The following is a 21,198-nucleotide window of genomic DNA, read 5'->3' on the forward strand; positions in this document are numbered from 1 at the left end:
AGGCTAATAATATGCCTTATCATGAGGATGGTGATTATTATTTATGTCCCAATGATCAAAAATTAGAATGGAATCGGCAGTTTACTAAGACTCATAAGGGCGGTCACGAAAGTATTATTCACGAATATAGATGTAAAAAGTGTGATACATGTCCAATAAAAAGTAAATGTACGACAGCTCAGTACAGAAAGGTAACGATATCCGAAAATGCCAATAGACTACGTGCTAAAGCTACTTATTACCTGAAAACCAAAGAAGGGAAAAAGAGAAGTAAAATGAGAGGACATGATATTGAAACTGTTTTTGGACATTTAAAAAAGAACCTCAAATTTGACTCATTTAGTCTTAGAGGAAAGAAAAATGCAAATACAGAAATGCTGTTATTCGCTATATCTTATAATCTGATGAAGTTACTGAAATCAGGGTTTTTATTACGAGGAGAGCAACTAATAGATCTTCTCTATGCTTTTTTATCTCTTGTTGAAAAATGGGTTGAAAAAATATACTCTCCATTTTTAAACTGTTTATATTCATACGTTTTAAAAATGAAGAGTAATTAAGAGTTTTGAAGGTTTTGCGAAATCCCCGCTAGTGATATTGACTCCAACAACACTAAAGTGTTGTCTTCGTTGCCAACCTTCAAGACTTTAGTCTTGATTAGTTTGCCATATCACCTGCCCATAGTTTTAACTATGGTGCAAGAAACACTCGTTTACTTTTGTCCTAGAACTTATTAAAGTTGGTTCTTTAAATTGAGAAAATAAAATTGTAATATCAAAAGAACATCATCCTATTTAGGTTCCGCGATCTCTTCTAAAATCTCCTTCAAAGGCTTCACTACGACCTTTCCTTTCGTTGGAATCATACCCTGCCAGACCCAATTGTAATGATCAATCACTTGTCTTGCTTTCAAATTTGGTCTTTCTCCGGTAGTGTGACCGTCTTTGACCACATTTACAATGTACTCTTTCGTTAAAGCAGATTGTATTGTTGATTCTACACAGAAATCTGTAGCACAACCTGTTACAAACAATTCACCTACATTATTCTGAATAAGTTTTTCTTGAAGTTCCGATTGATAGAATACATCATTGGCATATTTGTCAATTAGAATATCTTCCGGTTTTACTTGAAGTTCGTCTAAATTTTCCCAGGCCTCAGTATGTTTTTCAAATTCACCAGAGCCCGTTCCATCATGTTGAGCGACAAAAACAGGATATTTTAATGCCCGAAACTGTGCTGATAATGAATTGATTCTTTTTACCACTCCTTCATGGTCATATCTTGGAGTTTGTGGAGTAAAAGAACCTTTTTGCATATCGATGATGAGTAATGCTTTGTTTGTTGTCATTTAGATTAAGAGTTTTTCGGTTTTTAAACTATAAAGATAAGCTTTTATAATTCCAGTGCCCCTTTATCTTTATGCTTGAACTCAATTCTTCTTTTCATATCATGTAAAGTGTGATGTTCCACCTCTTCATAACCTGACATGCTTGAATCGTATTTTTTCTTGTTTCTACTTTCAAAAGTCATACTATCACCTTCATGATATTCATTCCCTTCTCCTTTGTTCCACTTTGTGATAATAGAATAATCACAATGAAACTCATATACTTTGAGCAATGAATTGTAAGTGTAGGCTCCTTTTTCAGTGATGATATAAAAGTCTTCACAACCTTCAAAATAACCACCATGTTCTTTTCGCTCATATTTTTGGTCTTCTTCATACAAAAAGATATGATCAAGATAGAGCTTATCACCTCGGACGGTTTTTGATTCAAAAATTTTCAGTGGGTCTTGAGCATATGTGGCAAATGATGTAAAGAGGACTAATGCTAATAATACGGTTTTCATAATAATTTACTTTGACAATCGCTTATGTCTATTTTTATTTAATGTAAAAGACAAAATTAATGACCTAATTATTAATGTATTACATTGACTTTCATAACAATCCATAATACGATAAAAAAATACCCCATCAATTTTAAAATCGATGGGGTTATAGCTCTATGAAAAGGAAAATTAGAACCTCTCTTTATGTTGTTTCACGGTTTTCACCATTTTAGCAAGAGACTTTCCTTTCTTTCTTTTGTCCGCTTCAGAACTTGCATAATGTTCCTGTTCCCGGTTCAACTTCAAGAAGTTTTCATAGGCTTCTTCTGAAATTTCACCCTCATGGACTGCCTCAATAACCGCACAACCTTTTTCATGTTGATGTGTGCAATCTGAAAACTTACATTGTTCTGAAAGTTCCATAATCAAAGGAAACGCATCTTCCATGGCATCAGAAGAAGAGGTCATTCCTACTTCACGCATACCAGGGTTATCAATCAACACACCTCCATCTTTCATAACTGAAAGTTCACGGTGAGTAGTCGTGTGTTTTCCTCTGTTTGTTCCTGTACCGATCTCAAGCGTAAGCATTTTATCCTCTCCCAATAAAAGGTTAACTAAGGTAGATTTACCAACACCTGATGAACCTAAAAAACAATAGGTCTTATCCTGCTCTATTTTCAATTTAAGTTCTTGAATACAAGCCTCATCATCGATTTTTGTAGTCAATACTTCTAGCTCAGGAAATCGTTCTAGAATTTGAAGTTGCATCTCATGAAGGTCCTCCTGACTTACCAAATCGGCCTTACTTAAAATCAGTAAAGGCGTAATATTGGCATCATAGCAGAGCACTACAAAACGTTCAACTCTGTTCAGATTGAAATCTCTATTTGCTGAAAAAACAATAAAGGCTTTGTCGATATTAGAAGCTATATATTGAGCTTCACCATCCTTACCTATGGCTTGTCTTTTCAGTATATTCTGTCTGTATAAAACCTGTTGAATTAATGCTTTTCCTTCATCAAAGGGCATGATCTGTACCCAATCTCCTACCATGGGAAAATCAGTTCTATCTTCTGCCGTAAAACGAAGATGCCCCATGATTTCAGCCTCAAATGTACCTTCTTCATTTTGCACAAGGTAACGTTCTTTATGTTCGGCAATTACGCGAGCCCACTCTTCTCTATTTAATTGTGAATGAGTAGAATATATGTTTGAATTAAACCCTAATTGTTCAAGTGAATTTGTTTTCAATGTCTTGGAATTTATATGACTTTTTTGATTTAACTATCTGAATTTCAGATACGGTAAACCGACAGGTACTTGGAGTACCTTATATACATTATGGTAAGAAGAAGCACCTGCCGGACTATGCGGAGATCAAGTGCACCATAGGTGAGCTATATGTAAATTTTGTTGTCATACTTCGCAAAGGTTATTCTTTGTTATCAACTTTCCAAAAAATGATGGGTTTGAGAAAAGGTTATTAAGAAAAAAGAGGCTTTTACTTTTAGAGCATGCTTGGAATATATATTTTAGAAGTGAAATTTTCCATTTAGGTGTGATGTAATTAATAAACTCACGTTCTGCAAGGGATTTTTTCAAACAAACTCTCTTTAATTATATCTTCTAAAACTAAACTAAACAAAAATGAATGTACTCATCATCTATGCTCATCCAAGTCAAAAATCGTTTACTTATCAAATCTTTAATCGCCTATTAGAAGGGCTGAAAAAGGCCAAGCATACCATAGAAATTTCAGATTTATATCAGATGAATTTTCAGTCGAACATGTCTGAAGAAGAGTATGAAAGAGAAGGTCTTGCCAATACTGATTTACCTATTCCTGATGATGTTTTAAAAGAACATGCTAAAATTGAAAAGGCAGACTGTATTATTTTCCTTTATCCACTATGGTGGAGTGATGTTCCTGCTATTTTAAAAGGATGGTTTGATAGGGTTTATTCTGTGGGGTATGCTTATGGATATGATAAGGATGGAAATAAAATTCAAGCCATGAAGCAAATTCCATTAGGCTTGTCTGTTTGTACAGCCGGACATTCTAATGCTTATCTTCATGAAATTGGTATTGCTCAGAGTATGGAAAAAATAATGCTAGATGACCGTATGGGGAAAAAATTTACACATAAGGAATTTATCATTTTGGGTGGTACAACTGAAATTGAGAAGGTAAAAGAACAACATTTAAATAGGAGCTATGAGATGGGGTTAGGTTTAGAAGAAATGCTTCATCAAAATGGGATTAAGAGTAAAGAATAAAAAAAGAAGCCGTTACTAAATCAGTAACGGCTCTTCAATCTAACTTATATATCGCAAATATTTCGAAATGTCCTCGTTAAGCGGTTTGCTATTGATTATAAGATTACGTATTCAGTCCAAAAATTTTAAATGTCTTTTTTCTTTTCTCCAGCACTTGCTTTATCAATAAATTGCTGACGGTTTTTCTCTTCTTTCAATACGTTTGCAGCATGTGGATCTTGCCACTTCGCCTTTACAGTTCCTTTTGTCCAGTTGTTGTATAAACCTTTCAGTTGCTTTACAATTTCTGGTTTTTCAGCTGCAAGGTCATGGCGTTCCAATGGGTCTTTTTCCATATCGAAAAGGAAGGTTTCAAGCTTATAGCCTGAGTAAACCAATTTGTAATTTCCATGTCTGACAGCATAACCTGCACCGTCAGAGTATCTCCAGTAGATTGTTTCGTGTGGCTGTCCTTTTTTCTTTCCTTTTAAATAAGGTAAAAGGTTCACGCCGTCTAATTCTTTATCAGGCATAGCTATATTTGTGGCTGCCATTGCCGTTGGGAAAATGTCTAAAGCAGTGATGCATTCTTCGTATCGTTTTCCTCCTTTCAAGCCTTGAGGCCATGAAATTACAAACGGTACCCTGATGCCACCTTCGAATAACATTCCTTTATGTCCGCGGTAAGGGTAACTGCTAGCTCCATGAGTATGTCCACCGTTATCACTATAAAACACTATCATTGTATTTTCATAGATTCCTTCTTCTTTCAACTTTTCAATGACTTGCCCTATTCCATGGTCCATCCCTACGACTAAACCTGCATAAGCGGCTCTTTTTCCGTCTTCAATATGAGCTACATCTTTATAATATTTCTTTGGTGCTTGAATAGGAGCATGAGGTGCATTGTAAGCCAAATACATAAAGAAAGGCTTATCCTCTTTTGCATATTCTCCAATATATTCTGTCGCCGCTTTGGTAAAATCATCAGTTAAGTAAGTCAATTCCTCTTGTGGTACAACCTCTCCATCTCTCAATACACCACGTTTTGGATCTCCTTTTTTGGGTTTACCCCAATAATCAGAACCTCCACCATAGAAACCGAACCAATCTTCAAAACCTCTTTTGTTAGGCCAGAATTTTTCATGGTCTCCTAAGTGCCATTTTCCTATGGCACAAGTCGCATATCCTTGAGATTTGAAGTGCTCTGACATCATGATTTCATCCAACGGCAAACCATCATCGTCAGTAGGATTATTGTAAGGCATATTATTTTCATGCCCAAAACGTTGTTGATATCTTCCACTTAGTAAGCCTGCTCTACTAGGGCTACAATAGGGATGACTTGCATATCCTTGTGAAAAGGAAACACCTTCTTTGGCTAAAGCATCAAGATTGGGTGTTGGAATATCTGATCCGTTAAAACCTACATCACCCCATCCTTGGTCATCTGAGATAATGATGATAACGTTTGTTTTTTCTTTTTTGTCTTTAGGTGGTTCGTTGGCCCATAGTTGAAGGGACAATAAACCAAAGCAAAGTAATAGTATAGAAGATCGGTGCATAAGTAATATTCAAGTTTAGTGTTATTTTCATCATTAGCCCACGACTTAAGTCGTGGGCTAATGATGATGAGTAGTAGTCTATTTAGATTTTCTTGGAGATAGGGTTATCTATCTACTTTAGAGAAGTCTGATGACGAAATCATCTGCATCACTTCTTCTTTTCTTACCGCATTAAAATCACCATCAATACCGTGTTTGAATGCAGATGCGGCTGTTGCGAAATCAATACATTGCTGTAAGTCTCCTTCAAAAGCGTGCAAGCCATAAATTACACCTGCCATAAAAGCATCCCCTCCACCTACTCTATCAACAATATGACTTAATTCATACTTCTTGGTTCTGTATACTTTTTTACCATCAAATAAAGCTCCTGCCCATGTATGATGATTCGCAGATTTCACTCCTCTTGATGAAAAAACAACTACTTCACAGTTTGGATATTTTGCCATCATTTCTTTTCCAGAAAGAGCAAAATCCAAGTCCGTAACTTCTTCATTCAAAACATCAACATCAGGGTGTATTCCTGACATTACATGACATTTTTCCATCAATGCAGGCATCACCTCTTCGTGGCTTTTGCCCCACTGCCATAGCTTTGCTCTGTAGTTATAATCCATCGATACTTTCAGCCCTTTCGCTTCTGCGACTTCTAAAGCTTTAGCAGTAATTAATGCCGCACTTTCAGAAACTGCTGGTGTAATTCCACTCCAATGAAACCAAGTGGCTCCTTCAAAAATGGCGTCCCAATCAAATGCATCAACTTCTGTTTGTGTGAAAGCACTGTCAGCTCTATCATAAATCACTTTTCCTCCTCTCTGCATCGAAGGTGCCTCCACGAAGTAAAGTCCCAAACGCCCTTCTTTACGAAGTACATTAGAAGTATCAATCCCGAACTTTCTCATGTGCATCAAAGCATCCTCAGCAATATCATGCTCAGGTAATACAGATACCATGCTGACATTCATTCCATAATTACCTAAGGAAGATGCCACATTTAATTCAGCTCCACCATAGTATGTTTCATACTCTGTAGTCTGACCAAATCTTTTATGTCGGATAGGCGAAAGTCGCATTAAGATTTCACCTAAAGTAATGATTTTATGTTTTTTCATTATGTTATGTACGTTTCAGCCTTTCTTCTCAAGACTTATGGTTTGTATAGTAATGCATCAATTTTCAAAGTTCTCCCCCCTCTTAACTCTTAACTCTTAACTCTTAACTCTTAACTCTTAACTCTTAACTCAAATTACTTACAGGGGTGCCCAATACGATACCCCCTAAGTAATGCACACTACTATTCACTTATACATATAGTTCGCTTTCCAATAAAGCAGTCACACCCTCGTTCAATATTGCTTGAAGATAATGTGCCACTCCTTCATGTAACTGAGGAATATCGTTTAGATCCTGATCCCAAAGTGTTTTGTAAGCCAATACTTCTTGTACTAACTCTTCCAATGAGATCTCTCCTTTATTTTGTTTTGCCCAAACAGTACTCAATAATTCTAAAATATCGGCATTGTCTTGTGCTTGGAAGTCATCGCTTGGAGCATAAAGCTTAATCAATGCAGCAAAAGACATCAATAAATGCTTTGGTACTCTTCCTTTTTCATTATTGAAACTAAGGATAGAAGGTAAAACTCTTGTCTTGAATTTAGGGAAAGAGTTTAATGAAATGCTCTTTAAATAATGCTTGATAAATGGATTTCTAAAACGATCCAATACATCATCTTTAAAGTCTACCAATCCATCTGCTGGAGGTAGAGAAGGAATAATTTCTTCTGTCAGGCAAGTATTAATAAATCTTGAGACTGTTTCGTTCTCCAAGTTTTCTCTTACCGTTTCTATACCTGCTAATAATCCTACTGGCACCATCAAAGTATGAGCACCATTCAAGATTCTAACTTTACGCTCTCTGTAAGGGGCTTGATTGTCTGTTACAACAATGTTCAAACCTGCTTTTTCGAAAGGTAAAACTTCTTTGATTTTTTGATCGCCTTCCAATACAAATAAATGGAACTGCTCTCCTTCTACTACTAATTGATCTTCGTAACCAAGGTCTTTTTGAATTTCAGCAATTCTATCTTTTGGATAACCTGGTACAATTCTATCCACCAAAGTATTATAGAAAGTACAAGCTTCTTTTACCCAAGCTACAAAGTCATCACCCAAGTTCCAGTCGCTAACGTACTGAAGAATAATTTCTTGTAGTTTAACGCCATTTTTATCAATCAATTCACAAGGTAAAATGATTAATCCCTTGTCTGAAGCACCGTTGAAATGTGTAAACCTGCGGTGTAAAAATGCTGTCAATTTACCAGGGAAACTTTCTTGAAGAGTGTCTAACTGATCACCTTCTTTGTATACAATACCCGCTTCTGTAGTATTAGAAAATACAAATTGTAATGTGTCAACTTCAGCTAATTTTAAGTAAGCATTAAAGTCTTCGTAAGGATTGATCACTTCTTGAATACAATCCACCAACATTTGCTTGTTGATCAACTCTCCCTTCTCAATACCATTTAACAATAAATGATACAAACCGTCTTGTGCATCTAAAAGCTCACCTAATCCTTGAGGAATCGGTTGTACTACCGCTACACCTGCATTGAAGTCAGATTGTACGTTCATTTCATGAATCATCCAATCAATAAATGCTCTTAAAAAGTTACCTTCACCGAATTGCACTACTTTAATTGGGCGAGGATTTACTATTGCTGTTGTTCTATTCAGTTTCATGGTTATTTGCTCTTTATTTTCACACAAATTTCAACCTGTCACAAGTCTTTTTCACCTGCAACTTGATCTTTAAAGCCTTTCGCTTTTACTGATCAGTATTTTATATTTTACAAATGATCATACCACCCAAGTACCAGAGAAGTACCCCAGCATTCAAAAATCTGGTGCAATGATAAATTCCTTGTTTCGAATTTGGTTCGACTTCGAAGTGGGGAAACTTCTCCAATACCCAACCACAAAGCAGTCTGATGACTTTTCACCTGTGATCTACGGGGTATCACAATTATTTTTTGTAAAGAGTTAAGAATTAAGATATCCATTATTGAATACAACTCTTCATTCCTTACGCTTTATTCAATTTCTTATAAAGAAATACCTCTCTTCCATGGAATGAAATCGTCATGACGCATTCTCATCGAATTTGTTTCTGCATTACCACTCGCTATTTCTAATAAGTAGTCTAGCATTTTTGCTGCTTTTGTAGCGATTGTATCTTCTCCTGTGATCACTGATCCGGTATCGAAATCAATGATATCTTTCATTCGCTCTGCTAAAATAGAGTTAGAAGACACTTTAATTACTGGTGTAATGGGGTTGCCTGTTGGAGTGCCCAATCCTGTACTGAATGTAATTAATGTTGCTCCTGAACCCGCTAATGCTGTTGTTGATTCTACATCATTACCAGGTGTACAAAGTAGGTTCAGTCCTTTCTTTGTCACTTGTTCTGTGTAATCCAATACTTCAACGATTGGAGAAGAACCACCTTTTTTAGCTGCTCCTGCCGATTTCATGGCATCAGTAATCAAACCGTCCTTGATGTTTCCTGGTGAAGGGTTGGCATCAAAACCAGATCCTACTGCTTCTGCTCTGTGCTTGTAAATCGCCATCAAGTCTACAAAACGTTGTGCATCTTTTTCTTCTACACAACGGTCTGTTAAGCTCTGCTCCACACCATTTAACTCAGGGAATTCGGCTAAAATTGGAATGGCACCTAAAGCCACTAACATATCTGAAACATACCCAATCACAGGATTGGCGGAAATGCCTGAGAAACCATCTGACCCACCGCATTCAAGTCCTAAGCGTAATGCTGAAATTGGTGCTTCCTGACGTTCTACTTTGTTGGCCTCCACCAACCCTGCCATCGTGTACTTGACAATATTTGAAATGAAATCTGTTTCTGAAGAACTCTTCTGCTGCTCTACATAATACACTGGCTTGTCGAACTTTGGATTGACCTTTTTAATGGCGTCCTGTAAAATTTCAACCTGCGCATTCTGACAACCTAAACTCAAGAATGTAGCACCTGCAACGTTAGGGTTGTTCAAGTAACCCGCCAACAGTTGACAAAGTGTATCTGAGTCTTGACGAATACCGCCACAGCCTCCATCATGTAAAAGGAACTTAATGCCGTCTACATTTTTGAAAGCACGGTTCTTCTTTTGCTCAGCCAATGGAATCACGATGTCCTCATCAATCAATCCACTGCTGTCTGCTCCATTCTCAATTTTCTGTAATAAACCATCGATATCCAAATCGTAATCTCTACCTTTTGAATATCCAAGTTTTTCTTCTAAAATCTCTTTTGCTGCTAAGACGTTTCTGTTTTCACAGAATACCAATGGCACCACCAACCACATGTTTTGTGTACCAATTTGTCCGTCTGTTCTGTGATATCCTTTAAAAGTTCTGTTTTCAAAAGCAGAAACGTCAGGTTTGATCCAGTCCGTTTTACGCTCTCTTACTACCACATCACTTGCTGCATGTTTTACGTTTTCAGTAGTCATCGCCTCGCCTTTTTTGATAGGCTGTGTTGCTTTTCCTACTAAAACGCCATACATATATACTTCATCACCTTTATCGAAATCCTTCAAAGCAAATTTGTGCTTGCTTTTCACTGGACCTACTGTTGTAAGGTGCTGTCCTTCAAAATTTATTTCTTCAGATGCTTCTAAATCTTTCAATGCCACCATTACGTTGTCCGTAGGGTGAACCATTAATACTTTATTCATCGTCTTATTACTTAATAATATTCTAACGCAAAGCGTAAATAGTTATTTAAACAGCTACAGTACCTTCTTTATAATCTGCCACAAATTCCATGAGTGTTTGCAAGCGATCAAATGTAGCATCATAGTCATAACCTGCACCGGCTTTCACTAATAGTTTATCACCGATTCCTACACAGCTTACACCTACGTCCAGCCAGCTTTTAATGTCTTCGATAGTAGGAGAAACTCCTCCTGTAGGCATTACATCTGTCCAAGGCATTGGGGCTTTCACTCCTTTGATAAATCCTTTGGCGTCGAATGAATTAGCTGGGAAGATTTTTACTACTTCCGCACCGCATTCGTGTGCATTAGATACTTCTGAAACTGTAGTACAACCTGGGAACCAAGCAATTTTTCTGCGGTTACAGATTTTTCCAATTTCAGGATTGAATAAAGGCGAAACAATAAAATCTGCTCCATTTTGGATGAAGATCGCTGCTGTAAATTCATCTACAATAGAACCAATACCCACTGCCATATCAGGGAACTCTGCTCTTACTACTTTGATCAATTCAATAAAGATCTGATCTGCCTGCTCCCCTCTATTAGTAAATTCAAAAACTCTGATACCTGCTTTATAAGCAGTGCTGATCACCTCTAATGTTGTATTAAGATCACTGTTGTAAAATACTGGAACAATGACTGTAGATTTCATCTTAGAAACCACCTCAATTCTTGAGAACTTTGCCATGATTATGCCTCTTGTGTTTGTTGAAGTTTAGAAATTTCTTTCACTTGCCCTGACAGTGCATCGTAGTCCTCTTCTTGTTCGATCTCGTAGATACGTTCCATTAATTCCCACTTGCTGTCTGCATCTGCATCGGCGTCTGCCACTTGAAAACGAGATACGAACGTTTCCCATTCCGATTGTCTCGGTTTTGTAGCCAATTCCTTCATTCTTGCTTCATGGTCAAAATCTGCCACTGTATCCATGATCATGAATAACTGATTTCTGTGGAGATAGATTTCCATGTCAAGAATTCCAACTTCTTTCATACCTTCAGTGATTTCTTTCCACGCTTGTCCTTTGGCGTGTACTTTTTTATAATCTTTAATCAATGAAGGGTCGTTTGCTAATGAAAGCGTTTTACAATATCTTTTGAACTGCATATTGAATGCTTATTTTGTCGTTTTAAATCTTCTGTAGCCAAACACTGCAATGACACAGAAACAAATTAATGGTAAGCCGAATGATACATTTACTGCTGGCATTCCCATGATCTCACCGCTGTCGATAATCGCTCCCTGAAGTGGCGGCATCAAAGCTCCACCTACAATAGCCATTACTAAACCTGCGGCTCCAAACTCTGCATCATTATCCAAACCTTCTAAAGCTATACCATAGATAGTAGGGAACATTAATGACATAAAGAGAGATGTACCAATCAAGGCGTATAAACCAATTTCTCCACCTACAAAAATTACTACCGTCATCATTCCAATTCCGCCTAATGCGAATATTGCTAAGAGCATTGATGCTTTTACAAAACGCATTAAGAAAGTGGCTGTAAAACGTCCAGTAAGGAAAAGGACCATGGCGATGATATTGAAAGACTGCGCTTCAGCTTTCGTATACCCAATATTTTCAGCATACTGCATCACGAATGTCCAGCACATGATCTGAGCACCTATATAGAAAATTTGCGTTATCACACCTTCTCTATACGTCACGTTTTGAAGTAAACGTTGTAATGTTTCTCCTAAGTTGAAATTATCGTCTTTCTTGTTTGTTGATGGAATTTTTGTTGCCGCAATCACCACTGCAATAGCAATTACTACTAACCCTAATACCACATAAGGATCACGGATCACCATTAAATCATTGGCTCTGATAATCGCTTTTTCTGCTTCTGGTAAAGTAGTGTAAATCAAGCTACCATCTGCCGCTTGTTCTGCTGAGTTTAGTTTTGACAAGATCAACTGCTGTGCTACAAACATCCCTGTCAATGAACCGATAGGGTTGAAAGATTGTGCAAGATTCAGTCTTCTTGTTGAAGTTTCTTTTGAACCTAATGAAAGGATCAATGGGTTGGATGTCGTTTCTAAAAATGCCAATCCAAAAGTAAGGATATAGTAAGAGGCTAAGAAGAAACCAAACATCTGGAATTGTGCTGCCGGATAGAACAATAATGTACCCGTTGCATACAATGCCATTCCAAATAAAATTACTTTTTTATAAGAATACTTTTTGATAAGAATCGCCGCAGGCAATGCCATCGTAAAGTAACCGCCATAAAAGGCAAACTGTACAAATGATGCTTTGAAGTTCGAAATCTCCATTACCGTTTTAAAGGCCGAAACCATAGGGTTGGTGATATCATTTGCAAATCCCCATAATGCAAATATACTTGTGATCAGTACAAAAGGGATTAAATATTTCTTCTCTACAACTTTCTGATTATCAGAAGATGGAGCTTCATTCTGGTTCTGTTCCGCCTTCTTCTGAAGATCTATATTATCAACTGTAATATTGCTCATTGCTGGTAAATTATGTGTGTGTGCACGTATTTTAGTTAGGGAAATGTTGTGGTGTTTTGTAAGAGGGTAGACACACAGGTCTACCCCACGTTACACCTATGAAAGAGTTAACATTGCTTTTATCACTCCTGTCTCAGGTTTTAGCCAGCTATCAAAGTGACCCGCTATATCTGTAAATAATACCTTGTGAGTAATCCAAGGATTAGTATCAATCTGATTGTTTTCGATCATCTCAATGATTTGATCAAAATCCGATGGCAGTGAGTTTCTACTTGCCATGATCGTCAATTCCTTTTTGTGGAAGTACGGATCGTGGAAAGAAAAATCGCCAGGGAATAAACCTACAAATACAATACGACCTGCCGCCGCTGTAAATTGTAATGTATTGGCCATTGAGTGTTTGTTACCTGTCGCATCAATAACAACAGTTGGTAAGTTGCCATCAAACTGAGCACGAATTCTCTTCTCCGTTTCAGCAATTTCTTGATGTACTTCTACAGTACCATCTACTTTGATATGCTTGTCACAGAAATCCAAACGGCTTTGGTTAATGTCCATCATCACCGTTTTTGCACCTGCTGCCATTGCAAACTGACAAGCTCCCATTCCGATAGGTCCTGCACCGATTACCACTACTGTATCATCAGCACCAACTCTTGCTCTGTTTACGGCATGACAACCAATACTTAAAGTTTCCACTAAAGCCAATTGATCATAGCTTAATTTTTTAGAAACGTGTAGGTATTGAGCTGGAATTTTGAAATACTCTCTCATTCCACCGTCTTCGTGCACACCAAATACAGAGATATTTTCACCGCAGTTTGTAAAACCTCTTTCTACAGCATGATCTTCTGTTTTGTTGAAATAAGGTTCCACAGAACACTTGTCACCTACTTCAACATTCTTTACATCATCGGCAATTTTAATTACTTCCACTCCCAACTCATGACCTAAAATTCTAGGGTAAGTGAAGAAAGGTTGTTTGCCAGTGTAGGCGTGTAAGTCAGTACCACAAATACCAACTCTATGTACTTTTACTAATGCTTCTCCTGTGTTTAAAGTTTCTTGTGGACGTTCCATCTCACTTACTTCAAATTCCCCAGGTTTATTTAAGATAATCGTTTTCATATTTTTTACTTATAGATGCAGTTTGTGATTTGATTAAATAGATCTTCTGATAGAGAACCTTTGTTCCAGCAGTCTACTGTAGATTCGATCTGAGCAATTTTTCTTGATCCGATCACTACTCTCGTTGCTTCTTTTACAGACATCAGATAACGTAATGATAACTCCGCTATATCCATATTATTTGCATCGGCAATCTTTTTCACCTCAATCGCAATGTCAACATCCTTATTAGAGATCCACTCATTGTTTGGACGCTCTTCGCAAAGTTTATCAAAACGTGCTCCTAACAATCCCATATGCAAAGCTGAAGCGGCATAGTAAGCGATGTTGTTTTCTTGGAAGTAAGGAATGTCTTTTTCGAACGCAGACATATTACAAGCATCCATTTTCATAAAGCCTGATACTACTTCAAAAATTCCTGATTCAAAGAATGGGTAAAAATCATCTACCGGATTTCCACCAACACCAATTTTCTTGGCCATTCCTTGGTCCTTGATATAAGATAATGTCTCTACAATATCATCTTGCTTGTCATAAGGCAACATATGTGGCTCATGCAAGAACAATACGTCTACATAATCTACATTCAGTTTGTTTAAACTGTTTTCCATACTTTTCAGCATGGTATCTCTTGTATAGTCTAGTTTAAATTCATCGGCTTTCTCTGCGAAAAGACGGCCGATTTTAGTAGAGATAAATGGACGTTCACCGGTCCACTGCTTTAGTGCTTTGCCTACAAACTCTTCCGATCTGTTGTAAGAAGGAGCTGTATCTAAAGTACTAATGCCATTTTCTAAGGCACTTAATATCACTTTTACTGATTCTTCTTCTTCCACTGCTCCCCAAACTCCTCCAAGTCCTGAGCAACCTAAAACTAATCGTGATCCGTGTGAAAATCCATAATTATCCTTATTAGCGTCTGCTTGATAATTTGGTTTAGTTAATGTATTTATCATTTCAAAAAACTCTTATTATTAAAAACTAGATTCTTGATATTTCTTTTGGTCTGGAAATCTGTACTACACAGCTTCCTCTTTTTTGACTAAACTGTAAAACTCCTCTGCATTTTTCCCCAGCACTTTCGCTTTGTCTTCTTCTTTGGTAAAGAAGTTTTCAACTACCTGCATCACAGTACTGTACTCCCCTGCCAACTTACAAACTGGCCAATCTGACCCAATCATCACTCTATCCACTCCAAAAGCATCTACCACTACTTTGATGTATTGGTGAATTTCTTCTTCTGTCCAGTTTTTCCAGTCGGCTTCCGTTACCATGCCCGATAGTTTGCAGTATACATTGTCATGTTTCGCAACGGCTTCTATATCCTCTTTCCAAGGTGAAAAGTTTCCATCCTTGATTTCTGGCTTCGCAATGTGATCAATTACGAAAGGCTGTTCAGGGAATTTCTCCACTAATTGTAAAGCGAAAGGCAGATGCTTTGGAAAGATTAGAATATCGTATGTCAAATTAAACTCTGATAGCGACTCAATTCCTTTTAAGAAATCGGGTTGCAACATAAATTGATCATCTTCTTCATCTTGCAACACATGACGAACTCCCTTGAAATCAGAGAATTGCGAAAAGTAATTCAATCTTTCTCTGATGTTGCTATGACGTAAGTTCACCCATCCTACTACACCTAATATGAAAGGATTAACGCTAGCTTCTGACAATAAAAATTGCGTTTCTTTTTCCGTTTGACTTGCCTGAACAGCAACACATCCGCTATAGCCCGCTTTTTCCATTTCCTTCCATAAATCTTTAGGAAGAAAGTCTTGCTTTAAGACCGACATCGAGTCATCAATCCATGCGTGTTCTACCGGAGAATACTTCCATAGATGATGGTGTGCATCAATTTTTCTCATACGTTTACCAGAGTAATATCTATAATCTGTTTCAAGCTGTAATGATGGACATCTTCAAAATTTGAACACTAAGGTTCCTACTCAATTTCCCTTGAAAATGAAAAGATTACGTTTTCGTTCTTCAAAGTATTGATTCAAATTTTAAAATATAATGCCTCTTTCAAAGGACTTGATTCAGTATTTCTTTTTAATCTATCATTTCATAGAAAGCAATCGTATTACCTTCTCTCATTGCTTTTTGTTTTACCAACAATACAAATGTATAATCAACACTAACACGAAAAAAGTTTAACGTTTGCGCAAGGGTTTAAAGGGAATTTTCAGACCTTTGTTTTATAAAAGCAAAAGTATGAAAACAAAAGGAAGTGTAACGATAAAAGACTTAGCCAAAGAATTAGGCGTTTCTCCCACCACTATTTCTAGGGCATTGAATGGTGGTGAACGAATTTCTGAGAAGACGAGAAAGAAAGTGCAAGCACTCGCAAAGCAATACAATTACCGTCCTAACATGGTAGCTCGAAACTTACAAAAGCAATCCACTAAAACGGTAGGTGTAATTATTCCAGAGTTCAATCACAACTTCTTCTCCATGATGTTGCATGGTGTGGAGGAAGTGGCGCGAAAGCTAGGCTATCAAATGATGATCACTACTTCAGGAAGAGATTATGAACAGGAAAAGAAAGCTTGCTTCTCTATGGCAGATGCCAAAGTAGACGGAATACTGATTGCCCTTTCTCAAGATATGGAGGACTATTCTTACCTCAATGACATCAGAGATGAAGGCATTCCCATCGTATTGCTCGATCGTATCTGTGAAGACATCGATACTTCAGTGGTCATCACCGATGATTTTTCTGGTGCATTTAAAGCTGTAGACTATTTACTAAAAAAAGGACATCAGAAAATTCTTCATATGAAAGGTGATGAAGGTATCTCAACCACCTTTAATAGATATATGGGTTTTGTGGAAGCTTTTAAAAGAAGAAATCTCAACTTCGATCAAGATCTCGTCATCAGTGGCAATCTCAAGCACAACCCCAAAGAGGCGTTAAAAGAAAAACTCCTTTCTGATAATTCACCTACCGCCATTTTTGCTTCAAGTGATTACCTCGCTTTTATGGCCTTAGAAACCATCACTTCATTAGGATTAAAAGTGCCTGAAGATGTCTCTATCATCGGCTATGCAGACGAACCGATTTCGCGTTACTCTACTCCAAAACTCTCCACCATCAAACAACCTTCTTTTGAGATGGGGAAAAAAGCATTGGAAATTCTTTTTGATTATGAAAAACAAGATGAACATAGGCATGTGGTGATTGATACGGAATTGGTGGTGAGGGAGAGTTGCTGAGGAACTATTAAACACATTGTAAACTAAATTATCGTCAACTTTCTATCAACATTTCTGCAAGCTTTTTATAATCTACTTCCAAGCTTCTTTCTTCTTCATTTTTCCATTGATGAAAAACGAAGCAAAAAATCTAGGCCTTGAAGTCAAAAGCTAAATTCCATTCCTCTCGCCTAAATGATTTTAAACTCGCTTTGCTCAAACAAGAAAATCATTTTTAACGGCTCAATACTTGAAATTCTTAACGCTTTTCCCTTCAAGGCCGGGGAAGTACTACCAAACGAATGAGGTAGAAAGCCCACTAGTGAGAATGTTTAGTTTTAGCCTCATTCATATACTTCAAATTTTCAGAAATCTCCTGATTTCTAAATGCGATAATTTAGTTTACAATGTATTTATATTATGATAAATCTATTTTCAACTACTTGAAAGAATTTGACAAGACGAACAATATTTTGTTGTTTACGAATCAAACTCAAGACATATTGACGTGCAATTATATATCGAAGTACATTTTATATGTCAAAAAGTCATTAAATGTAAATTGGATATTGATTTGATAAACAAGTAGCCATGAAAGCATTTATGATAATCCTAGCCTCTCTCTTTTTACTCTTATTCTTAGTGGTAAGAGCTATTAAAGCAAAAAGAAAACCTGAATCTAAACTGTCAATTTATGAGCATCCAAGCTTTTTCGTAAAGCCATCTATAGAGATGACAGTGAAGTCTGTTCCTAAAGACGAAAATGATAAGGAGAATATTGATTTTGATTCAATGTTTGATGATAATGACAAAAAGTAAACAATCGAAAAATGATTAAATCAACAACTATTACTTTGTCTAATGATACATTAGGCACTATCTCAAAAGAAGATATAATATATGCAGAAGTATCAGAGCCTGGTGCTATGGGAAATGATGGAGGTATTATTATTTACCTTATCGAAAATAATCAGTTGATTCGTTACGTGACAAGTTTTTTTAGCAACGAAGAATTATATATAAGTGCTCGAAAATTATTTGATAAATCAACAGATAAAATAAACTTTCCTGAAGTTGACGTAAACCAAAATTATTTCAATTATTATTACGGAGGTGTTGGAAACCACGCTTTCGTAAATAATAATTCTTCACTTCAAATCGGTGAAGAGTTTTTTGTCTATATCAAAGAACATAAAGAATATCAAATAAACTGTTCCGTTAGAGGTGTTTTTAATTGTGTATCAAATGCAATGAAAAACCCTAAAAATAAAGCAGATTAAATATCTCTAAAAAGGCTGTAACTTTTGTAGTTCAGCCGAAACTTAAGCAAACTATTATAATGAAATCACTTACTACTTTATTATTATTGGTTTTACTGTCGTTGAATTGTAACGCCCAATGGGAGAAAGGATGGCACTTGAATTGGGATGTCAATGAAGTAGACATCTATAGATCCATTGATGATGCAATGAAAACCCCCGATAATGTTGAGATTTTAGACCTATCAGGAATGAAATTATCACACATTCCAAAGGAAGTTTATACTCTGAAAAACCTCAAAGAACTTTACCTTGGAGAAAAAGAACATACAGAAGGTCTTAACCTTTTGGCTATCAGTACTAATGAAATTACTGAATTACCAGATGAGTTATTTCAACTGGAGAAACTGGAAATATTAGATTTAGGGTATAATAAAATAAAAACTATATCCCCGAAGATTAAAGAGTTAAAAAATTTAAAGGTTCTTAATTTGAGAAAAAACCCAATAAGTGAACTACCTGATGAAATTGGTCTTCTTGAAAAATTAAAAACCCTTGACTTAGGTTTTACTAATATCAAAGAGTTGCCGTCTGAGTTTAATAAGCTACATTCACTTAAAAAATTGCACATTGATAATACATCTATAAAACAAACTCCATAATCTAAAATTGAAATGATTTAGAATTCCTCTCTAAAAGAAATATAAATATCACTAGATAATCTTTTCATCTATACATCAACTTCGCCCTCTTCAAATAACGAACTAATTCCTTCTAGGATAATTGAACTATATTTATCTTATTGTAATTCAACCCTAAAGGGGTCGGTTATTAGAGCATGTATCACTTAGTTAGAAAAAGCTAAAACATGACAAAAATGAGTATAGATTTTAAACCTAATCACTCTGCTAAAGTTGAAATAGTATGGCCAAAAACCATAACCTAAAAAATATAAATATTACCACGCAAATTCTTATTGGTTTTGCAATTGTTACTGCTTCTGTTATTCTATCAATATATATCTCGCACAATAATTCAAATAAAATAATAAAGAGTGCTGATTGGGTTATTCAAACCCAAAAAGTACTTACGCAACTTGGAAATATTGAGGCTTTGTTAGTTGATCTAGAAACTGGGCAAAGAGGTTATTTAATCACAGGAAAAATAGAATATTTAGATCCTTTTATTAGAAGTAAAAAAATTATATATCAGGAACTAAACTCTATTAGGGAACTAACTTCAGATAATTCTAATCAAACGATAAGGATTGATTCTCTTAAGTCAATTGTCGATAAGAAAATTGAAGAATTAGATCTTACGATATACTTAAGGAAAAATTCTGGTTTTGAAGCGGCAAAAGAAATCGTTGATAATGATTCTGGAAAAATGTTTATGGATCAAATTCGCACACAAATTAAAGCGATTGAAAGGGAAGAATTATTGTTATTAGCTGTTAGAAGTACTAAACCTGAAAAAATTAAGAAAACAACCTTTTCTCTTTTGGTCAGTTTATTCGCTTTCACCACATTCATTATTATCATCGTTTTTTCATTTATCTACCGTTCCATCAATAAGCCTATCAAAAGTATGACTGAAGGTTTAGAACAAGTAGCTAAAGGTGACCTGGATTATAAATTCAATATAAAATCAGGAAATGAATTTGGTATGTTAGCCCTTTTTATTGAATCGGTTTTACTTGAATTGAAAGAGACGATTGTGTCAAAAAATGAACTGGAAAGTGAAATTATTCTCCGTAAACAAGTTGAAAAAGACCTCAATATAATTAAAATAAACCTTGAAAACAGAAACAAAGAACTTGAGCAGTTTACTTATATCACTTCTCATGATTTGCAGGAACCCATCAACTCACTGATATCTTTTTCTGACTTATTGAAGGATGAAAAATGTAAGATGAGTGAGATCGGCCAAAAAAGTATTGATGTAATTTCTGAATCCTCCTATAGAATGAGAGATTTAATCAAAGAACTTTTAGAGTATTCAAGAATTGGTAATAAACCAAATGAAACAGAGATTGATATTGAAACATTGATATCAGATTTGAAAATAGATTTACAGAGTTTAGTCGATAAAAAACAAGCAAGCATCACTTACATAGGAAAGCCTCTTAAAATAAAAGGCCATAAGTTTGATTTGATAAAACTCTTCCAAAACTTAATTGTAAATGCTCTAAAATATAACAAGGAAAATACACCACCTATTGTTACTATAAATTCTGAAGAACAGCTGGATAATTATCAATTTTCTGTCACTGATAATGGTATTGGAATTGAAGAGAATCACTTTGATAAAATCTTTAAAATATTTCAGAGGTTACACACTCGAAACATGTACTCCGGAACTGGGATTGGGCTCGCTCATTGCCAAAAAGTAGTGGAACTTCATAATGGAAAAATATGGTTAACTTCAGAGGTTGGAGAAGGTTCTACATTTTATTTTACCATCGCAAAATAAGCACTGAATTTTGTTTTACCCATCCATTAAAGTATGCAAACTATAAGTAGAGGGTAAGACTCAAATCAGGCCATTTTTTCTTAAAAGCATCTGTTTTTTTATAACTAATAACTGCATTAAATAACAATCCTAACAGCAAAACACCAACCGAAAATATATAGATGAAACACTGAAAGTTTCGCCTTAAATCATTATGTTAATGAGCTAAAAATAAGT

The 21,198-nt window shown here is 35.9% G+C and carries 20 protein-coding genes; 7 read left to right on the forward strand and 13 right to left on the reverse strand.

Annotated features, from left to right (window positions below; genetic code table 11):
• A partial coding sequence (locus HHU12_RS23890; protein ID WP_205959980.1) for a transposase occupies positions 1-560 on the forward strand: 560 nt, incomplete at its 5' end.
• Between the two features lie 230 nt (positions 561-790).
• On the opposite strand, the gene HHU12_RS23895 is transcribed toward HHU12_RS23890, so the two are convergent.
• The 3 genes from HHU12_RS23895 to rsgA all read right to left on the reverse strand — a co-directional run bounded on the left by HHU12_RS23895 (position 791) and on the right by rsgA (position 3,090).
• The gene (locus HHU12_RS23895) at positions 791-1,351 is read right to left on the reverse strand and encodes an isochorismatase family protein (RefSeq protein WP_169659256.1); all 561 of its coding nucleotides are present in this window, start codon (positions 1,349-1,351) and stop codon (positions 791-793) included.
• 44 nt (positions 1,352-1,395) lie between these two features.
• Complete coding sequence (locus HHU12_RS23900; RefSeq protein WP_169659257.1) at positions 1,396-1,854, reverse strand: hypothetical protein; 459 nt, start codon at positions 1,852-1,854, stop codon at positions 1,396-1,398.
• A gap of 171 nt (positions 1,855-2,025) precedes the next feature.
• Positions 2,026-3,090, reverse strand: a complete 1,065-nt coding sequence (rsgA, locus tag HHU12_RS23905; RefSeq protein ID WP_169659258.1) for a ribosome small subunit-dependent GTPase A — start codon at positions 3,088-3,090, stop codon at positions 2,026-2,028.
• Between the two features lie 396 nt (positions 3,091-3,486).
• On the opposite strand from rsgA, the gene HHU12_RS23910 reads away from it, so the two are divergent.
• Positions 3,487-4,116: an NAD(P)H-dependent oxidoreductase gene (locus HHU12_RS23910; protein ID WP_169659259.1), complete on the forward strand. Its 630-nt coding sequence runs from the start codon at positions 3,487-3,489 to the stop codon at positions 4,114-4,116.
• 125 nt (positions 4,117-4,241) lie between these two features.
• Here the strand turns inward: HHU12_RS23910 and HHU12_RS23915 are convergent, their stop codons facing one another.
• From HHU12_RS23915 to HHU12_RS23960, 10 genes are all read right to left on the reverse strand, one after another.
• Entirely contained in the window at positions 4,242-5,660 is a 1,419-nt protein-coding gene (locus tag HHU12_RS23915; RefSeq protein WP_169659260.1) for a sulfatase family protein, read from the reverse strand.
• A 104-nt stretch (positions 5,661-5,764) separates the two neighbouring features.
• Positions 5,765-6,772, reverse strand: coding sequence for a sugar kinase (locus HHU12_RS23920; protein WP_169659261.1), 1,008 nt, complete (start codon positions 6,770-6,772; stop codon positions 5,765-5,767).
• Positions 6,773-6,962: 190 nt separating this feature from the next.
• Positions 6,963-8,399 (reverse strand): tagaturonate reductase, encoded by a 1,437-nt coding sequence (locus HHU12_RS23925; RefSeq protein ID WP_169659262.1) that lies wholly within the window; start codon positions 8,397-8,399, stop codon positions 6,963-6,965.
• A 362-nt stretch (positions 8,400-8,761) separates the two neighbouring features.
• Positions 8,762-10,411, reverse strand: a complete 1,650-nt coding sequence (locus HHU12_RS23930) for a UxaA family hydrolase (RefSeq protein ID WP_169659263.1) — start codon at positions 10,409-10,411, stop codon at positions 8,762-8,764.
• Between the two features lie 46 nt (positions 10,412-10,457).
• On the reverse strand, positions 10,458-11,141 hold the full coding sequence (locus HHU12_RS23935) for a bifunctional 4-hydroxy-2-oxoglutarate aldolase/2-dehydro-3-deoxy-phosphogluconate aldolase (RefSeq protein WP_169659264.1): 684 nt from the start codon (positions 11,139-11,141) through the stop codon (positions 10,458-10,460).
• Positions 11,142-11,143: 2 nt separating this feature from the next.
• Positions 11,144-11,560: an L-rhamnose mutarotase gene (locus HHU12_RS23940; RefSeq protein ID WP_169659265.1), complete on the reverse strand. Its 417-nt coding sequence runs from the start codon at positions 11,558-11,560 to the stop codon at positions 11,144-11,146.
• A gap of 9 nt (positions 11,561-11,569) precedes the next feature.
• Positions 11,570-12,928, reverse strand: coding sequence for an L-fucose:H+ symporter permease (gene fucP, locus HHU12_RS23945; RefSeq protein WP_169659266.1), 1,359 nt, complete (start codon positions 12,926-12,928; stop codon positions 11,570-11,572).
• Positions 12,929-13,024: 96 nt separating this feature from the next.
• A complete protein-coding gene (locus tag HHU12_RS23950; protein ID WP_169659267.1) occupies positions 13,025-14,056 on the reverse strand; it encodes a zinc-binding alcohol dehydrogenase family protein in 1,032 nt (343 codons plus the stop codon).
• Between the two features lie 5 nt (positions 14,057-14,061).
• The gene (locus HHU12_RS23955) at positions 14,062-15,012 is read right to left on the reverse strand and encodes an aldo/keto reductase (RefSeq protein WP_169659268.1); all 951 of its coding nucleotides are present in this window, start codon (positions 15,010-15,012) and stop codon (positions 14,062-14,064) included.
• A gap of 63 nt (positions 15,013-15,075) precedes the next feature.
• Complete coding sequence (locus HHU12_RS23960) at positions 15,076-15,921, reverse strand: amidohydrolase family protein (RefSeq protein ID WP_169659269.1); 846 nt, start codon at positions 15,919-15,921, stop codon at positions 15,076-15,078.
• A gap of 349 nt (positions 15,922-16,270) precedes the next feature.
• On the opposite strand from HHU12_RS23960, the gene HHU12_RS23965 reads away from it, so the two are divergent.
• From HHU12_RS23965 to HHU12_RS23985, 5 genes are all read left to right on the forward strand, one after another.
• On the forward strand, positions 16,271-17,272 hold the full coding sequence (locus HHU12_RS23965) for a LacI family DNA-binding transcriptional regulator (protein WP_169659270.1): 1,002 nt from the start codon (positions 16,271-16,273) through the stop codon (positions 17,270-17,272).
• Positions 17,273-17,842: 570 nt separating this feature from the next.
• Positions 17,843-18,070, forward strand: a complete 228-nt coding sequence (locus tag HHU12_RS23970; RefSeq protein ID WP_169659271.1) for a hypothetical protein — start codon at positions 17,843-17,845, stop codon at positions 18,068-18,070.
• 11 nt (positions 18,071-18,081) lie between these two features.
• Positions 18,082-18,531 carry a hypothetical protein gene (locus HHU12_RS23975; protein ID WP_169659272.1) on the forward strand — a complete coding sequence of 150 codons (450 nt, stop codon included), beginning with the start codon at positions 18,082-18,084 and terminating at the stop codon, positions 18,529-18,531.
• 59 nt (positions 18,532-18,590) lie between these two features.
• Positions 18,591-19,172, forward strand: coding sequence for a leucine-rich repeat domain-containing protein (locus HHU12_RS23980; protein WP_169659273.1), 582 nt, complete (start codon positions 18,591-18,593; stop codon positions 19,170-19,172).
• Between the two features lie 262 nt (positions 19,173-19,434).
• Positions 19,435-20,982, forward strand: coding sequence for a CHASE3 domain-containing protein (locus HHU12_RS23985; RefSeq protein ID WP_169659274.1), 1,548 nt, complete (start codon positions 19,435-19,437; stop codon positions 20,980-20,982).
• Positions 20,983-21,198 lie beyond the last annotated feature (216 nt).

This window comes from Flammeovirga aprica JL-4 (genome assembly GCF_012844305.1).
GTDB classification, from domain to species: domain Bacteria; phylum Bacteroidota; class Bacteroidia; order Cytophagales; family Flammeovirgaceae; genus Flammeovirga; species Flammeovirga aprica.

Coding starts and splice junctions, on each gene's coding strand:
- HHU12_RS23900 (WP_169659257.1), bottom strand. CDS start 1,854: ATGAAAACCGTATTATTAGCATTAGTCCTCTTTACATCATTTGCCACA.
- HHU12_RS23920 (WP_169659261.1), bottom strand. CDS start 6,772: ATGAAAAAACATAAAATCATTACTTTAGGTGAAATCTTAATGCGACTT.
- HHU12_RS23930 (WP_169659263.1), bottom strand. CDS start 10,411: ATGAATAAAGTATTAATGGTTCACCCTACGGACAACGTAATGGTGGCA.
- HHU12_RS23940 (WP_169659265.1), bottom strand. CDS start 11,560: ATGCAGTTCAAAAGATATTGTAAAACGCTTTCATTAGCAAACGACCCT.
- HHU12_RS23975 (WP_169659272.1), top strand. CDS start 18,082: ATGATTAAATCAACAACTATTACTTTGTCTAATGATACATTAGGCACT.
- HHU12_RS23910 (WP_169659259.1), top strand. CDS start 3,487: ATGAATGTACTCATCATCTATGCTCATCCAAGTCAAAAATCGTTTACT.
- HHU12_RS23960 (WP_169659269.1), bottom strand. CDS start 15,921: ATGAGAAAAATTGATGCACACCATCATCTATGGAAGTATTCTCCGGTA.
- fucP (WP_169659266.1), bottom strand. CDS start 12,928: ATGAGCAATATTACAGTTGATAATATAGATCTTCAGAAGAAGGCGGAA.
- HHU12_RS23985 (WP_169659274.1), top strand. CDS start 19,435: ATGGCCAAAAACCATAACCTAAAAAATATAAATATTACCACGCAAATT.
- HHU12_RS23935 (WP_169659264.1), bottom strand. CDS start 11,141: ATGGCAAAGTTCTCAAGAATTGAGGTGGTTTCTAAGATGAAATCTACA.
- HHU12_RS23915 (WP_169659260.1), bottom strand. CDS start 5,660: ATGCACCGATCTTCTATACTATTACTTTGCTTTGGTTTATTGTCCCTT.
- HHU12_RS23965 (WP_169659270.1), top strand. CDS start 16,271: ATGAAAACAAAAGGAAGTGTAACGATAAAAGACTTAGCCAAAGAATTA.
- HHU12_RS23925 (WP_169659262.1), bottom strand. CDS start 8,399: ATGAAACTGAATAGAACAACAGCAATAGTAAATCCTCGCCCAATTAAA.
- HHU12_RS23955 (WP_169659268.1), bottom strand. CDS start 15,012: ATGATAAATACATTAACTAAACCAAATTATCAAGCAGACGCTAATAAG.
- HHU12_RS23980 (WP_169659273.1), top strand. CDS start 18,591: ATGAAATCACTTACTACTTTATTATTATTGGTTTTACTGTCGTTGAAT.
- HHU12_RS23950 (WP_169659267.1), bottom strand. CDS start 14,056: ATGAAAACGATTATCTTAAATAAACCTGGGGAATTTGAAGTAAGTGAG.
- HHU12_RS23895 (WP_169659256.1), bottom strand. CDS start 1,351: ATGACAACAAACAAAGCATTACTCATCATCGATATGCAAAAAGGTTCT.
- HHU12_RS23970 (WP_169659271.1), top strand. CDS start 17,843: ATGAAAGCATTTATGATAATCCTAGCCTCTCTCTTTTTACTCTTATTC.